The organism is Lysobacter terrae, assembly GCF_054782215.1.
Genome location: NZ_BAAGSX010000001.1, coordinates 245752 through 261276 on the forward strand (window position 1 = coordinate 245752; position 15525 = coordinate 261276).

At 67.7% G+C, this 15525-nt stretch carries 16 protein-coding genes; 6 read left to right on the forward strand and 10 right to left on the reverse strand.

Annotation, left to right across the window (positions count from 1 at the left end; genetic code table 11):
• The first annotated feature begins 30 nt into the window (after positions 1-30).
• Positions 31-423 (forward strand): hypothetical protein, encoded by a 393-nt coding sequence (locus tag ACYVJ8_RS01260; RefSeq protein ID WP_460709010.1) that lies wholly within the window; start codon positions 31-33, stop codon positions 421-423.
• A 185-nt stretch (positions 424-608) separates the two neighbouring features.
• Here ACYVJ8_RS01260 and ACYVJ8_RS01265 read toward each other — a convergent pair whose 3' ends face one another.
• The 5 genes from ACYVJ8_RS01265 to ACYVJ8_RS01285 form a co-directional block, all read right to left on the reverse strand.
• The gene (locus tag ACYVJ8_RS01265; RefSeq protein ID WP_460709012.1) at positions 609-941 is read right to left on the reverse strand and encodes a hypothetical protein; all 333 of its coding nucleotides are present in this window, start codon (positions 939-941) and stop codon (positions 609-611) included.
• Positions 942-1072: 131 nt separating this feature from the next.
• On the reverse strand, positions 1073-1816 hold the full coding sequence (locus ACYVJ8_RS01270) for an arginyltransferase (protein WP_460709014.1): 744 nt from the start codon (positions 1814-1816) through the stop codon (positions 1073-1075).
• A gap of 68 nt (positions 1817-1884) precedes the next feature.
• Positions 1885-2736: a hypothetical protein gene (locus tag ACYVJ8_RS01275; RefSeq protein WP_460709016.1), complete on the reverse strand. Its 852-nt coding sequence runs from the start codon at positions 2734-2736 to the stop codon at positions 1885-1887.
• Positions 2737-2739: 3 nt separating this feature from the next.
• The gene (locus tag ACYVJ8_RS01280; RefSeq protein ID WP_460709018.1) at positions 2740-3627 is read right to left on the reverse strand and encodes an acyl-CoA thioesterase; all 888 of its coding nucleotides are present in this window, start codon (positions 3625-3627) and stop codon (positions 2740-2742) included.
• Between the two features lie 92 nt (positions 3628-3719).
• A complete protein-coding gene (locus ACYVJ8_RS01285) occupies positions 3720-4292 on the reverse strand; it encodes an N-acetylmuramoyl-L-alanine amidase (RefSeq protein ID WP_460709020.1) in 573 nt (190 codons plus the stop codon).
• A 60-nt stretch (positions 4293-4352) separates the two neighbouring features.
• Here ACYVJ8_RS01285 and ACYVJ8_RS01290 point away from each other — a divergent pair, with 60 nt between their 5' ends.
• The 5 genes from ACYVJ8_RS01290 to ACYVJ8_RS01310 all read left to right on the forward strand — a co-directional run bounded on the left by ACYVJ8_RS01290 (position 4353) and on the right by ACYVJ8_RS01310 (position 9164).
• The gene (locus tag ACYVJ8_RS01290) at positions 4353-4850 is read left to right on the forward strand and encodes an MOSC domain-containing protein (RefSeq protein ID WP_460709022.1); all 498 of its coding nucleotides are present in this window, start codon (positions 4353-4355) and stop codon (positions 4848-4850) included.
• Positions 4851-4910: 60 nt separating this feature from the next.
• The gene (locus ACYVJ8_RS01295) at positions 4911-5435 is read left to right on the forward strand and encodes an alpha/beta hydrolase (protein ID WP_460709024.1); all 525 of its coding nucleotides are present in this window, start codon (positions 4911-4913) and stop codon (positions 5433-5435) included.
• Positions 5432-7591 (forward strand): bifunctional 23S rRNA (guanine(2069)-N(7))-methyltransferase RlmK/23S rRNA (guanine(2445)-N(2))-methyltransferase RlmL, encoded by a 2160-nt coding sequence (rlmKL, locus tag ACYVJ8_RS01300; RefSeq protein WP_460709026.1) that lies wholly within the window; start codon positions 5432-5434, stop codon positions 7589-7591. The genes ACYVJ8_RS01295 and rlmKL overlap by 4 nt, the downstream gene beginning before the upstream one ends.
• Positions 7592-7595: 4 nt before the next feature.
• Entirely contained in the window at positions 7596-8201 is a 606-nt protein-coding gene (locus ACYVJ8_RS01305; protein ID WP_460709028.1) for a class I SAM-dependent methyltransferase, read from the forward strand.
• A 102-nt stretch (positions 8202-8303) separates the two neighbouring features.
• The gene (locus tag ACYVJ8_RS01310; RefSeq protein WP_460709030.1) at positions 8304-9164 is read left to right on the forward strand and encodes a pirin family protein; all 861 of its coding nucleotides are present in this window, start codon (positions 8304-8306) and stop codon (positions 9162-9164) included.
• A 70-nt stretch (positions 9165-9234) separates the two neighbouring features.
• Here ACYVJ8_RS01310 and ACYVJ8_RS01315 read toward each other — a convergent pair whose 3' ends face one another.
• The 5 genes from ACYVJ8_RS01315 to mfd all read right to left on the reverse strand — a co-directional run bounded on the left by ACYVJ8_RS01315 (position 9235) and on the right by mfd (position 15395).
• A complete protein-coding gene (locus ACYVJ8_RS01315) occupies positions 9235-9675 on the reverse strand; it encodes a hypothetical protein (protein WP_460709032.1) in 441 nt (146 codons plus the stop codon).
• 199 nt (positions 9676-9874) lie between these two features.
• Complete coding sequence (locus ACYVJ8_RS01320; protein WP_460709034.1) at positions 9875-10735, reverse strand: pirin family protein; 861 nt, start codon at positions 10733-10735, stop codon at positions 9875-9877.
• Positions 10732-11103, reverse strand: a complete 372-nt coding sequence (locus ACYVJ8_RS01325; RefSeq protein WP_460709036.1) for a hypothetical protein — start codon at positions 11101-11103, stop codon at positions 10732-10734. The genes ACYVJ8_RS01320 and ACYVJ8_RS01325 overlap by 4 nt, the downstream gene beginning before the upstream one ends.
• A 91-nt stretch (positions 11104-11194) precedes the next feature.
• Positions 11195-11872, reverse strand: coding sequence for a deoxyribonuclease V (gene nfi / locus ACYVJ8_RS01330; protein WP_460710985.1), 678 nt, complete (start codon positions 11870-11872; stop codon positions 11195-11197).
• Positions 11873-11900: 28 nt separating this feature from the next.
• Positions 11901-15395, reverse strand: a complete 3495-nt coding sequence (mfd, locus tag ACYVJ8_RS01335) for a transcription-repair coupling factor (protein ID WP_460709038.1) — start codon at positions 15393-15395, stop codon at positions 11901-11903.
• Positions 15396-15525 lie beyond the last annotated feature (130 nt).

Consider the following 15525-nt stretch of genomic DNA (forward strand, 5'->3'; position numbering starts at 1 on the left):
CCCAGTCACGCCCTCGACGGAGTCGCTGCCATGAACGAAGCACAAGGGTATTTCGTCTTCCTGCACCCGCAAGCGGTGGAGGCGCTGGGCGCGCCGATCCGGCCCTATCTGCTGGGCGAGGGCGAGAACCAGCACATCCTCTGCCGCGAAATCGACACCGCAGGCGCGCTGATCGAAATGACCCTTGCCGGGCAGGCGCCGGACGGGCGCACGGTGCAGATCGAACTGATGGTGCCCGGTTCGATGGTGCGCATGATCGTGTCCGCGCACGGCGACGAGCAGTTCGGATTCCAGCCGCGCGTCCTCGGGATGCCGGCGCAGACGCTGCCGCCGGTGGGGCCGACCGGAGCTCCGGCGCAAGCGGCGCCGCAGTCGGTGCCCGCGGCGGCGCAAGCGCCTACGCAGACGCCGCAGAAGCCCTGAGCGCGTAGCAGCTCGCTTCGCTCGCTCCCCTCATCCGGCGCTGCGCGCCACCTTCTCCCCGCAAGCGGGGAGAAGGGAAAGACAAGAGAGCAGGCAAAATTTCACCTTCTCCCCGCGAAGCGGGGAGAAGGTGCCCGAAGGGCGGATGAGGGGCGGCGAGCGCAGCGAGCTTGCTGTTGCTTTGCTTACAGCGAGCAGCCGTACTTCGCCATGTCTTCCCTGGCAGCGTCGAGCGTGGCGCTGCAGGCCTGCGGCAAGGTCGCGCTCTGTTGCGGGTCGGCCGCCGCTTCCTTCCACGTCGTGAACATCTGGTGCGCTTCGGCGGTCAGCGCGGTGCGCTGCTCGGCGGGGACCTTGTCCTGGATGCAGGTGTTGACCTTGGCCAGGTAGTCGTCGCACTGGATGATGCCGATCACGCTATCCGTCGGGCTGGTGGCGTCCTTGGATTCGGCCTGGGAGCATGCCACGAGCGCGAGGCTTAGCAGCGCCAGGGCCGGGAGAGCGATCTGGGTCTTCATGAGGGTCCACGAGCGAAGATCGCGAGGCGCGATCGTTAGCCGCTACTTCACGGCGCGCGTGTTACCGGTTCATGAATGCGATGTTGCAGTGCTAGGGCGAGTTGGCGTTTTTACGTCCGGGGCGATGCGCCTCAGACGAATTCCAACTCCCGCCATTCGCGTCCGTCGAAGCCTTCCAGCGGCCGGAATCGGCGCTTGTAATCCATCTTGCGATGCCCGGCGATCCAGTAGCCCAGATACACATGCGTGCGCCCGGTGCTGCGCGCCCATTCGATCTGCTTGAGGATGGCGAGGGTGCCCAGGCTGCGTTCGACGAACTCGGGCTCGTAGAAGGTGTACACCGCCGAGATCGCGGTATCGACGACGTCGGTCACCGCCACCGCGAGCAGGCGGCCACTGCCGCGGGCCGCGTGCTCGCGCAGTTCGATGAAGCGGCCTTCGCTCCAACTCCCCACCAGGAACTGGTCGAACTCAGAAGCGCCGTGGCCGTCCATGCCGCCGCCGGCATGGCGCGCAGCCAGGTAGCGTCGGTAGAGCGCGAGCTGTTCCTCGGTACGTTCGGCCGGGCGCACGCGAATGTCGACGTCGGTATTGCGCGCCAGGCAACGGCGCTGGCTGCGGTCCGGGGCGAAGCGGTCCACGGGCACCCGCACCGCCACGCAGGCGCGGCAATTCGCACAGTGCGGGCGATAGACGATGTCGCCGGAACGACGGAACCCCCAGCCCAGCGCGAGCGGATACCACTGCTGCATGCGCGGATCGCGCGGGTCGAACACCAGGTCGCGAGCGACACGATCGGGCCAGTACCCGCAGGTGTGCTCGGTGGTCTGGAACAGGCGGAAATCGTCCGCGTATTGGCGGGGGTCGGTGCCCATGCCCGCAGCATAGCGCCATGCCGCGCGGCTGTTGCGTGATTTGCCCCGCCGCGCGTCGTTCCGCGGGTCTACTCGGTCATGCCATACGACGCGACGTGGCGCAGCACCTTGGTCACCCGCCAGGCGCCGTCCACGCGCTGCACCTGCAGCGTCTTGTAATGGGCGAACTGGCCGTGGTGGAAGGCCTCGAACTCGACCGTGCCCGTATCCGGCCCCGTGGCCTTGAACGACCGCACCGTCGCGAGCAGCGCCGGCTTGCCGGTGGCGGCCTGATAGCTGCCGCGGTCGGGATCGAACTCGCGCACGCATTGCGACATCGGCACGACCACCTGGCCGGGCTGGGTCATCGCCGCCACGATTGCGCCCGATGCGTCCATGTCGTCGATGGACAGGCACAGCACCATTTTCGGATCGGCGACTTCCTTCGCGAATACGGCCAGCGCGAGCGATTCGGGCGTGCCGCCCGGACGCGCCGCCTGGTTGGACACCACCGGCACGGCGGGTGCGGCCGGCGCCGCCTGCCGCGGCGCGTAGCAGCCGCGCAGCATCGCCAGCACGATGATCACAGTGATACCGCCCAGCAGGATCAGCTTGAAGCGGAACATGCGCTTCTGCCCTGGCGACTTTTCGTAGCGCGCCTCCTCGGTGCGGAAGCTCAGCGGCAGGAAGCTGTCGCTAGGACGCGTGGATTCGAGCAAGCCCTTGTCGCGCAGGATCTCGCGCGCACGGGTGTGGTCGTCCGAACGCACCACCCATACCGCCGGCTTGGGCGCCGAGTCGTCGCTGTAGCTGGCGCGACTGCGCATCTTGCCCTTGTAGCTGCGGCCGTTGGTGATGCGGACTTCGATGCCGGCATCGCGAAGCAATTGCGCGACCGCTTCGACGTTCTCCAGGCGGAGGCTGGTGAATACCTGACGCATCGCTTACTTCGCCTTGGTTTCTTGAACGACGCGAATGAGGCCTTCCTGCGCGGTGCTCGCGACCAGATGACCATCGCGGTCGTAGATCAGGCCGCGCGCCAGGCCGCGAGAGGATTGCGCGCTGGGGCTGTCGATCGAATACAGCAGCCAGTCGTCCGCGCGGAACGGACGGTGGAACCACATCGCGTGATCGAGCGACGCCATCTGCACGTTGGGATGGTAGTAGCTGATGCCGTGCGGGAAGGTCGCGGTGCCGAGCAGGTGGAAGTCCGAGCAGTACGCGAGCAGCGCACGGTGCAGTTCCGGAGCGTCGCCAACCTTCTCGGACAGGCGGAACCACACCTGCTGATAGGGTGGGCGCTTGGGCGGATTGAGTTCGTCGCGCGGGTACACGTGGCGGAATTCGAACGGCCCCTGCCGGGTCACCCAGCGCTGCACCTTGGTCGGCAGCGTGGCGAGGATCTCAGGCGCCAGCGCGGCGGCCGGCTCGATGTCCTCGGGCTTGGGCACTTCCGGCATCGACAGCTGATGTTCGGCGCTGTCTTCGTCCTTCTGGAACGACGCGGCCAGGAACAGGATCGGCTGGCCGTGCTGGATCGCGGTCACGCGCCGCACCGAGAAGCTGCCGCCGTCGCGCGTGCGGTCGACGACGTAGACGATCGGCGCTTCGATATTGCCTGCGCGCAGGAAGTAGCCGTGGAGCGAATGCGCATTGCGCGGCTCACTGGCCGAATCCATCGTCGCCTGCGCCGCCGACAGCGCCTGGCCGAGCACCTGCCCGCCGAAGACGTACTTGGTGCCGATGTCGCGGCTCTGGCCGCGGAACAGGTTGTCCTCCAGGCGTTCGAGCGAGAGCAGTTCGATGAGCTCGGAAACGGGGGAGGAGGTCATGAGCGAAGCCTGGGCGGTGAAGACGCAATTATACGAGCGGCGTCCGCCCGGCCGGTGTGCGATAGCCGATCGCGGCCCAACAACGCGGAGGGCTACGGAACCAGCCGCTCCAGCGACACCGCCTCGAGCACCCGCGGCCACGGGAACAGCGGTCCTGGATCGCGTTTGCGCCGCACCTGCAGTGCCGGATCGTCGGCGGCGGCTTCGGTCGACGTGTCCAGATCCTCGTGCCCGGCGATCTGGCGCAACGACGGTACTTCGGCTTGCAGCTGCCGCAGCAGCGCGATCAGCGCCGTGATCTGCGCCTGCGTGTAGGGCTCATCCATCGCCTGGTGGCGCGAGTCGTGCCAGTCGGGATAGCGGCCGGTATTCACCAGTTCGATGCCGATCGCGCGCGCGTTGTAGCCGCGCACGTGGTGGGCGACGCGCTGCAGGGACACGTACTGGAAGACGCTGCCGTCGCGGTCGATGTAGTAGTGGCCGCTGTTGCCGGTGCCGGAGGCGTACAGCTCGCGCTCACCGAATTCGCGCGCCATCGCCATGTCCGGAAGCTCGGTGCAATGGATCACCGCCAGCTCGATCTGCTGCAGCGGACGTTCGTCCAGGCGGGCCTCGTAGGGCAGCAGGTCGACGGTGACGGGCAATGGCGGCAGGTCGGGCAACATGCGGCGGATGCTAGCATTCGCCTTTGTTCCACTAGCGCCGCACGCTTTCCGAGGGCTGCCATGACCCTGCCTCCGGCGGATTCCGAACTGGGCAAGTTGATGGCGACCCTGCCGCGTCCGGGCCGGGTGGAATGGATCGGGCTGCGCCCCGCGCGCGGCCAGGCGATGCGCGAGGTCGAGTCCGTCGAAGCCGTCGCCGGCCAAGGCCTGCTCGGCGACCGCTATGCCAGCGGCAGCGGCAAGCGCGGCGTCACCCTGATCCAGGCCGAGCACCTGCCGGTGATCGCGGCGCTGTCGGGCCACGCCAACGTGCTGCCCGCACTGCTGCGGCGGAACGTGGTGGTGTCGGGACTGCCGCTGATCGCGCTGAAGGAACGCCGTTTCCGCATCGGCGAGGTTGTGCTGGAAGGGACCGGCGAATGCGATCCGTGCTCGAACATGGAGCGCGCGCTGGGTCCCGGCGGTTTCAACGCGATGCGCAGCCACGGCGGCCTGTGCGCGCGGATCGTCGAAGGCGGCGTGTTGCGCATCGGCGATGCGGTGATTGCGCTTCCCTGACGGCGCAGCCGCTGCGTGCGGGCGTCCTCGCACGCGCACCACTCACTCACGAAGAACGACATGCCCGGACATTGCATCCTCTGCCACGGTTTCGAAAGCGGCCCCGACGCCACCAAGGTGACGGCGTTGGCCGACGTTGCGGAGCAGTTGGGCTGGACGCACGAACGCCCCGACTTCAGCGACCTGGATGCCAAGCGCGAGGTCAGCGAACTGGGCGACGTCCATGCGCGGGTCGAACGCCTGCTTGCGCTGGCCCGTGCCGCCGCCGCGCGCGGCCCGCTGGTGCTGGCGGGTTCGAGCCTGGGCGCCTGGATCGCCGGCAAGGTGTCGATGCAGGTGCCGGTGAAGGGGCTGTTCCTCATGGCGCCCCCTATCACCCTGGATGCCGCGCATCCGATCGAAGCGGCGGCGGTACCGATCAGCATCGTCCATGGCTGGGACGACGAGCTGATTCCAGCCGCCGATGTCATGGGCTGGGCGCAGCAGCGCCGCGCCCGCCTGCTTATGGTCGGCGACACGCATCGTCTTTCCTCGCACGTCCTCGCCAGCGCCGTGGCGTTCGGCCAATTCCTGGAGTTGCTGTGAAGTTTTTCGCAAGTTGCGGTAAAGGGCTCGAATACCTGCTCGCCGACGAGTTGATGGCGCTGGGCTGCGCGCGCGCGACCGCGACGATCGCGGGTGCGAATGCCGAAGGCACGCTGCTCGATGCGCAGCGCGCTGTGCTGTGGTCGCGCCTGGCCAGCCGCGTGTTGTGGCCGCTGGCCGAATTCGACTGCCCCAACGAGCTGGCGCTGTACGAAGGCGTCGCAGCGATCGACTGGCCGCAGCACCTCAATGCCGGCGACACGCTGGCCGTCGATGCGCACGTCTCCGGCGATGCGATCACCCATGCGCGTTACGCCGCGCAACGCGTCAAGGACGCGGTGGTCGACGTGATGCGCGCCCGCACCGGCGCACGCCCCGATGTCGACATCGAAATGCCCGACCTGCGCCTCAATCTGGTCGTGCGCAAGGGCCGCGCGGTGATTTCCATCGATCTGGGCGGCGGCCCGCTGCATCGCCGCGGCTGGCGGCGCGTGCAGGGCGAAGCCCCGCTAAAGGAGAACCTGGCGGCCGCGGTGTTGTTGCGCGGCGACTGGCCGCGCATCCATGCCGAAGGCGGCGCGCTGCTCGATCCGATGTGCGGCAGCGGCACGCTGGTGATCGAGGCCGCGCTGATGGCCGCCGACGTTGCTCCCGGCCTGCAGCGCGAAGGCGGGTTGCGGCCGACGCGCTGGCGCGGCTTCGATACCGAGGCGTGGACGCGCTTGCGCGAGGACGCACTGCAGCGCGAAGCGAAAGGACGTGCCGCCCTGCGCCCCGTGTTCCGCGGCAGCGACATCGATCCGCATGCGGTCCGTGCGGCGCGCGAAAACTCGGAATCGGCCGGCGTGGCCGAGGCGATCGAATGGAAGGTCGAAGACGTGCGTCAGCTCGCGCCGCAGGAAGGAACGCCCGAGCGCGGCCTCGTCGCCTGCAACCCACCCTACGACGCGCGCCTCGCGGCCGATCCCGCGTTGTATCGCGCGCTGGGCGATGGCTTGAAGCGCAGCGTGCCGCAGTGGCGCGCCAGCCTGCTCTGCGGCGATGCCGATCTGGCCTACGCCACCGGCCTGCGCGCAGGCAAGAAGTACCAGCTGTTCAACGGCGCGATCGAATGCACGCTGATCGTGGCCGACCCCATCGCACCTCCGGCGCGCGAGCGCTCCGAACAAGCGCAGGCGCTGTCGGAAGGCGCGCAGATGGTCGCCAACCGCCTGCGCAAGAACCTGCGCAAGCTGAAGTCCTGGCGCGAGCGCGAGGACGTGCAGTGTTTCCGCGCCTACGACGCGGATATGCCGGAATACGCGGCCGCCATCGACGTCTACGCGACCGATGCGGCCGTCGATCCGACCGGCGAGTCGCGCACGTTCCTGCATGTGCAGGAGTACGCGGCACCGGCAGAGATTCCCCTGGACGTGCAACGGCGCCGCCTCAACGAAACCCTGGCCGCCGCGCGCGAAGTCCTGGCGGTGCCGCGCGAACGCACCGCATTGAAGACGCGCGCCCGCGGCAAGGGCGGCAGCAAGTATGGGCAATTCGATACGCGCGGCGAGTTCGTGGTCGTGCGCGAGGGCAGAGCGCGACTGCGCGTGAACCTGTTCGACTATCTCGATACCGGCCTGTTCCTCGATCACCGGCCGCTGCGCCTGCGCCTGGGCGAGGAAGCGCAGGACGCACGCTTCCTCAATCTGTTCGCCTATACCGGCGCGGCGACCGTGCATGCGGCGCTCGGTGGTGCGCGGCAGACCACCACGGTCGACCTGTCGGCCACGTACCTGCAGTGGTGCTCGGACAACTTGCGCGAGAACGGCCTGAGCGGCGCGCGTCACCGGCTCGTACAGGCCGATGCGATGGAATGGCTGGAGCACGACGAAGGCGAGTACGACCTGATCTTCTGCGATCCGCCGACCTTCTCCAATTCCAAGCGCGCCGACGACTTCGACGTGCAGGGCGCGCACGTCGACCTCCTGCGCGCGGCCGTGGCCCGGCTCTCGCGCGAGGGCGCGCTGTACTTCTCCAACAACTTCCGCCGCTTCCGCCTGGACGAGGTCGCGGTGGCGCAGTTCGCGCATTGCGTCGAGATCACCCGCGAGACCATCCCGCTTGATTTCGAGCGCGATGCCCGCATCCATCGTTGCTGGAAGCTGACACGCCTGTGAGCCCATGAAGCGACCGCGCCCCGGTGTCTGGAAGTTCTTCTGGCAATGGCTGAAGAACCCGTTGCGCACCGCCGCGGTCGTGCCTTCCAGCTCCGAACTTGCCTACGCGATGATTTCCGAGCTGCCGGACGGCACCCAGAAGGTAATCGAACTGGGCGGCGGCACCGGCGCGATCACCCGCGAACTGCTCGCGGCCGGCATCCATGCCACCCAGCTGGCGGTGCTGGAGCTCAACGAGGAATTGCATGCCCACCTGCACGCGCGCTTCCCCGGCGTGCACGTGGTGCTGGGCGACGCGCGTTCGCTGGCGGAGCTGCTCGAAGGTTGTGGCTTTCTCGACGAGGGCCCGGCGGACGCGGTCGTGTCCGGGCTGGGTCTTTTGACCATGCCACCGGCATTGCAGCGAGACATCCTGATCGCGGCGTTCGATTGCCTGCGCGCGGATGGCGTGTTCGTGCAGTTCACCTATGGGCCGGCCGCGCCGGTCGCCGAGCCGGTGGTGCGCGAACTCGGCCTCAGGGTGCATCGTGGCGACTTCGTGCTGCGCAACGTGCCGCCCGCGACGGTGTACGTGTACTCGCGACGGTCCGCTGCGGCGCCGGTGAGCTGACGCCGCATTGCTTCCATCCCCGGAACGCTCCTTCGACGCAGCATCACTACGGGTTACGACGGTCAGCGCCATCTTGGGCGAAGCCCACAGGAGCCGGTTGCCATGAACACACAGACTTCCACCCGTTACGCCCGTGCCTTGCGCACGCTGCGCGGACAGGCCACGTCCGACGGCGCCGGCGTGCGCCTGACCCGCGTGATCGGCGGACCGACCTTGCCGGATCTGGATCCGTTCCTGTTGCTCGACGAGTTCGGCACCGATCGGCCCGAGGACTACCTCGCCGGATTTCCCGAGCACCCGCATCGCGGTTTCGAGACTGTCACCTACATGCTCGACGGCCGCATGCGCCATCGCGACAACCACGGCAACGAAGGCCTGCTGACGCCGGGTGCGGTGCAGTGGATGACGGCGGGGCGCGGACTGGTGCATTCGGAAATGCCCGAGCAGCAGGAAGGTCGCATGCGCGGTTTCCAGCTGTGGGTGAACCTGCCGGCGATGGAGAAGATGACCGCGCCGCGCTACCAGGAATTCCCGGCCGAGCGGATGCCGGTCGTGCAGCCGCGCGACGGTGTGAGCGTGAAGATCATCGCCGGCGAAGTCGACGGCGTGCGTGGACCGATCTCGCAGCCGGCCACCGATCCGTTGTATCTGGACATCGGGCTCGCGCCCGACAGCGGGTGGGAGTACGCGTTGCCCGAAGGGCATAGCGCCTTCGCCTATGTATTCGAAGGCGAGGCCCGTGTCGGCGATGGCGAAGACGCGCGCCGCTTGGACACGCACGAGATGGCGGTGCTGGGTGGCGGCGACGTGTTCAAGGTTGCCGCGGGCGCGAAGGAGGCACGACTGATCCTGGTCGCCGGGCGTCCGCTGCGCGAGCCGGTCGCGCGTTACGGTCCGTTCGTCATGAACACCAAGCAGGAATTGATGCAGGCGTACGTGGATTTCCAGGAAGGCCGGTTCTGAAAGAAAAGTTCTAAAAGAAAAGCGGCGCCCGCGGTCGTCCCGCGTGCGCCGCTTCGTATTGCGGGCTAAATCAGTTGCTGCTCAGTCGCGTCTCGCCGAACTTCATCGACTGCGTCTGCTGCAGCACCTGATTGAGCTGATCCGGCGAAGCGGCCTGCACCCACATGTAGGCGAAACGGCCGTCCGGCAATTGCACGACGGTTTCGCGCGCCTGGATTTTGGTGCCGGCGATTTCGGTGCGATACCAGGTGACCTCGCGGCCGTCGATGTTGACGCGTTCGGCGCGGTTGCCGCCCTTGGGCTTGAACGGCGACGCCTTCGCGATGGTCATGCCGAAGGCCTCGCTGCCGTCTTGTCGCAGTGCGCGGCAGAAATCGGAGTCGGCGCTGCCGCGATGTTCCCAGGTCAGCCCGGTATCGGCGGCGAGGTACGGGCAGGCGCCCGCGTCCTGAGCCGCAGCGGCGCCGGCGAGCGGCAGCAGCAGCGGCAGTAACCAAACAGGCTTGTTCATGGCATGTCCCCCTGCGGTATTGCCAGTTCGTTAAAGGCCGGTGAAATACGGCCTGGAACCGAACATAGCGCTGTTTCGGGGGCTTGACAAATTCCGGTGTTTCACTTCTCTGAATCGGGCGGTGGTCGCAACTGAAACCGTTTCTATCGCAACGACCGCTTTATAGATCAAATAGTTACGCCGCCTTTTGCGTGTGCGCCTAGCGGTCAGGCAAGGGGATGAATTCGGTCTCGCCCGCGATTGCGCCGAATCGGCCCTCCACCCAGTCCTGTTTGGCCTGCTCTATGCGTTCCTTGGAGCTCGCCACGAAGTTCCACCACATGTGCCGCGGCGCATCCAGCGGCTCGCCGCCCAGCAGCATCGCCTTGAGCGGCGTCTTCGCCCGCAGGCGGGGGCGCGTGCCGGGGTCGAGCACGATCAGATGCTGTGCGGGTATGTCCGCGCCATCGAGTTGCGCATCGCCTTCGAGCACGTACAACGCGCGCTGCGCGTGACTGTCTTCGAGATCCAGTTGCGCGTCGGCGTCGAGATCGATCGCGACGTACAGCGTGTCGGCGTAGACACGCACCGGCGACTCTTCGCCGTAGCCGCGACCGGCGACGATGCGCAGCCACGCGCCATCGCGGCGTTGCTGTGGCAGCGAGGCCGCAGCGTGATGGAAGAAGCCCGGTTCGGTTTCTTCGTGACTGCGCGGCAGCGCGACCCAGGTCTGCAAGCCGTGCACCGGATGCGCGTGCTCGCGCACCGCCAGCGGCGTGCGCTCCGAATGGGCGATGCCGCGGCCGGCCGTCATCCAGTTGACGTCGCCGGGTTCGATGTCCTGCACGCTGCCCAGGGTGTCGCGATGAGTAATGCGCCCAGACCACAGGAACGTCACCGTCGCCAGCCCGATATGCGGATGCGGCCGCACGTCGACGCCGCGTCCGGCTTCGAACATCGCCGGTCCCATGTGATCGACGAAGACGAAGGGCCCGACCGAGCGTGCCTGGATCGACGGCACCGCACGGCGCACCTGAAAGCCGCCCAGGTCGTGGACCCGCGGCGAGATGATGAGGGTCATGGCGTGGCTCCGTTGGCATCGATGTGGAACGTGGCGCGCGGTGCGTCGCCCGGCGCGAGTTCGAGCAGTTGCAAGCGCCAGGGCCCCAGCACGGTCGATGGCGTGCGCTCGGTGTTCAAGGTAATGCGCGTGACCGCGCCGCCGGCGGCATGATCCAACAGCACGTCGGCGTCGCCGGCACGGATGCATTGCACATCCGGGGGACAACGCGAGTCGTTGGCGATGCCGGCATAGCGCAAAGTCGATGCATCGGGCAGCACGACTTGTTCGCCGACGGCCAGTGCAAAGCTTTGGCCCGGTGCGATGCCCGCACTGGTCGCGCATCCGGATAACAGGACCAACGCACTCAAGGCGAGCAGACGGACCATGGCAGCTCCCTGGCGACCTGGTGAAGACTGCCATAAGGCTAGCACCGCGTTCCGCGCGCGGATGGCCGCAGCCGCGCAACGGTCCATCCGCTTATTCGTCGCGACGCGATGCGAGGCGATCGGCGAGCCGTGTCGGCTCGGGCAGGCGGTAGGTGGTGACGAAGCGCATCGTCATTTCCGGCGCCGTCGCCATCGCCACGCGATGGCCGGGCGAAACCACCAGCGGCAGGCAGCCGACCTTGCTGCGCAGCAGCCAGCCGATGTGTTCGCCCTTGTCGCGCAGCGTGGTGAAGGCGCCGCGCACCTCGTGCAGTGCGGTCGCGTTTTCGCCGATCAGCACTTTTTTGGCGACGCCGATCGTCGGTAGGTCGGCGGCGAGGCCGAAGTGGGTGGCCACGCCCAATCGGCGCGGATGGGCAATGCCCTGTCCGTCGACGAAGGCGAGATCCGGTGCGTGTGAGAGCCGCGACAGGGCTTCGAGCAATGCCGGCAGTTCGCGGAAGCTCAGCAGGCCCGGGATGTAGGGCATGCGCGTGGGCATCCGCACCAGCTGCGTTTCGAGTACCTGCAGGCTGTCGGCGTCGAGCAGCACCGCGGCCGCGCGCGTGGTCGCGCCGTCGTCCTCGAAACCTACGTCGAAACCGCCGATGGTGCGCAACGATTTGGGGAACGCATCCTTCAGGATCACGCGCTGCGCCAGTTCCTCCTGCACCTTGCGCAGGGCAGGGACGTCGCCGGTCCATTCGGGCACGGGATCGAAGGCCATCAGTAGCGCTCCTCATGCAGGCTCGCGTGCGTCATGCCGCGCGATCCAGCATGGTGAGCAGGCCACGCGCCGCCGCCACGCGTGCCGCCGCATCGGGCAAGTCCAATTTCACTCGCAGCTTGTCCGGCCCTTCCATCTGGTACAGCTTGGGCTGGCCCTGGATCAGCTTGATCACTGCCATCGGATCGACCGAGGGGCGCTCGACGAACTGCAGGCGTCCGCCCTTGTCGCCCAGATCCAGCTTGCGGATACCCAGCGCGGTGGACTGCAACTTCAGCTCGGCGACGGTGAACAGGTGTTTGGCCGGCTCCGGCAGCAGGCCGAAGCGGTCGACCATTTCCACCTGCAGCTCGCGCAGCTCCTCCGTGTCGCGCGCGCCGCTGATGCGCTTGTACAGCGTCAGGCGCGTGTGCACGTCGGGCAGATAGTCCTCGGGGATCAGCGCCGGCACGTGCAGTTCCACTTCGGCGCCGCGTGCTTCGTGTGCATCCACGTCGGGCAGCTTGCCCTGGCGGATGCTGCGCACCGCGCGCTCCAGCAGTTCGGTATAGAGGCTGAAGCCGACTTCGGCCATCTGCCCGCTCTGGTCTTCGCCCAGCAGTTCGCCTGCGCCGCGGATTTCCAGGTCGTGCGTGGCCAGGGTGAAGCCGGCGCCGAGTTCGTCCATCGCGGCGATCGCATCCAGGCGCTTGCGCGCATCTTCCGTAATCGCTTTGCGATCGGGCACGACCAGGTAGGCATAGGCGCGGTGATGCGAACGCCCCACGCGTCCGCGCAACTGATGCAGTTGCGCCAGGCCGAAACGGTCGGCGCGGTGGATCACAATGGTGTTGGCGTTGGGAATGTCGATGCCAGATTCGATGATCGTCGAAGCCAGCAGCACGTTGAAGCGCTGCTTGTGGAAGTCGAGCATCACCCGTTCCAGCTCGCGCTCGGGCATCTGTCCGTGGGCGATGCCGATGCGCGATTCGGGCACGAGTTCCTCCAGTTGGCGCTGCATCCTCCCCATCTGCTCGACGTCGTTGTTGAGGAAGTAGACCTGGCCGCCGCGCGCCAACTCGCGCTGGAAGGCCTCGCGCAACTGCGCGTCGTCCCAGGGCACGACGAAGGTCTGCACGGCGAGGCGATGCGCCGGCGGCGTCGCGATGATCGACAGATCGCGCAGGCCGGCCATGGCCATGTTGAGCGTGCGCGGGATCGGCGTGGCGGTGAGCGTGAGCAGGTGCACGTTCGCGCGCAGCGCCTTCAACGCTTCCTTCTGGCGTACGCCGAAGCGCTGTTCTTCGTCGACGATGACCAGGCCCAGGTCCTTGAAGCGCACGTCGCCCTGCAGCAAGCGATGGGTGCCGACGATCACGTCGATCTTGCCCTCGGTGACTTTCTGCAGTTCGGTTTCGATTTCCTTCTTGGTCTTGAAGCGCGACAACACTTCGACCTTGATCGGCCAGTCGGCGAAGCGGTCGCGGAAGTTGCGGTAGTGCTGTTCGGCCAGCAGCGTGGTCGGCACCAGCACGGCGACCTGCTTGCCCGCGGCCGCCGCGACGAAGGCGGCACGCACCGCAACCTCGGTCTTGCCGAAGCCGACGTCGCCGCAGACCACGCGATCCATCGGCTGCGAACTGGCCAGATCGCGAATCACCGCCTCGATGGCCGCGTGCTGGTCGGGCGTTTCCTCGAACGGGAAGGCCGCCGCGAACGGTTCGTACATCGCGCGGTCGAGATCGAGGGCGAGGCCCGCGCGCGCCTGGCGCTTGGCCTGGATCTCCAGCAGCTCGGCGGCGACGTCGCGCACCTTCTCCGCGGCCTTGCGCTTGGCCTTGGCCCACTGCTCGCCGCCGAGCGAATGCAGCGGCGCGGTTTCCGGCGAGGCGCCGGAATAGCGGCTGATCAGCTGCAGCTGCGCGACGGGCACGTACAGGCGGTCGCCCTTGGCGTATTCGATCTCCAGGTATTCGCCGGGCATGCCGCCGGCCTCGAGCGTGATCAGGCCGCGGTAACGGCCGACGCCGTGATCCTCGTGCACGATCGGCGCGCCTTCGGTGAGCTCGCCCAGGTCGCGGATGATCGCTTCGGGTTCGCGTCCGGCACGCTTGCGGCGGCGCGGTTGCGAGGCGCGCTCGGGGAACAGTTGGCGCTCGGTGAGGACGACGAGCGCGGGGTCGCTTAGAGCGAAGCCGTCTTCGAGTGGGGCGACGGCGATGGCGAAGCGGATCGCTTGCTCGTCATTCCTTGCAAAAGCTGTCCAGTCGGGAAGAACAGCAGGCCGCACGTCCGCCGCCTGCAGCAATTCCAGCAGCGCCTCGCGCCGCCCCGGCGAATCCGCCGCGATCAGCACGCGCCCCGGATAGCTGCGCAGGAACGACTTCAGCGCCTCGGCGGGCTGTGCATCCTTCGCCGCAACCGGCAGCGACGGCGCCGGCTGATCGCCCAGTGCAGCAGAGCGCTCGCGCTGCGCATGCCCTTCGCCGCAGACTTCGACGCGGTCACCCTTGTTGAGCTGCTCGCGCAGCGCATCGGCGGACATGTACAGCTCGGTCGGCGGCAGCAACGGACGTTCGAGGTCGTGGCGGCGTTGCTCGTAGCGTTCGGCGGTCTGCTTCCAGAAATGCTCGGCGGCCTCCATCGCGCCATCGGCGATGAGGGGCAGCGCGTTCGGCGCGAGGTAGTCGAACAACGTCGAAGTCTTGTCGAAGAACAGCGGCAGGTAGTACTCGATGCCCGCCGGTGCCAGGCCCGCCTTGAGGTCCTGATACAGCGCGCTGCGCCGCGTATCGACGTCGAAGCGGTCGCGCAATTTGTCCAGCGCGTGCTTCACCGAGCTCTCGTCCAGCGGCAGTTCGCGGCCCGGCAGCAGGTGGACCGAGTCGATCTTGTCGAGCGAGCGCTGCGATTCCGGATCGAAGACGCGGATCGTCTCGATCTCGTCGTCGAGCAGCTCGACGCGGTACGGCGATTCCGCGCCCATCGGATACACGTCGAGCAGACCGCCGCGTACCGCGAAGTCGCCCGGATCCAGCACCTGCGGCACGTGTCGGTAACCCGCGCCTTCCAGGCGCCGCTTCTCCGCATCGAGATCCAGGCGCTGGCCGACGCGCACGTCGAAGCTGCCGCCGACCACATGCTTGAGCGGGGCCAGGCGCTGCAGCAGCGTCTGCACCGGCACCACGACTATGCCGCGTGCGAGCGAGGGCAGGCGATGCAGCGCGGCCAGGCGCTGCGAGACGATGTCCGGGTGCGGGCTGAACTGGTCGTACGGCAGCGTTTCCCAATCCGGGAAGGGCAGCACCGGCAGATTCGCATCGCTGCCGAGCAGCGTGCGCAGATCGGATTCGAGCTGATTGGCGCCGTGGTTGTCGCGCGCGATCGCCAGGATCGGACCGTCGTGTGCCGCCGCGGCCGCCGCGATGTGGAAGGCCAGCGCCGAAGGCGATGCCGGTGCGCGCCACCAGGCGCGCGACTGGCCGCCCTGGGGCAGGGGCGGGGCAGGGAACAGTACGGATGGGGAGGCTGAAGCGGACTCTTTCATGGACACATCGTTCGAGGCGGCACGGCGCGCAAAACAACGGCAGCGCCGGACGCACGTCGGGCGTCCAGCGCAAGGGCGCGCAGTGTACCGCGGGGTGCCGTGGCGGGCAGTCGCGCGCCGCGGAACGTTG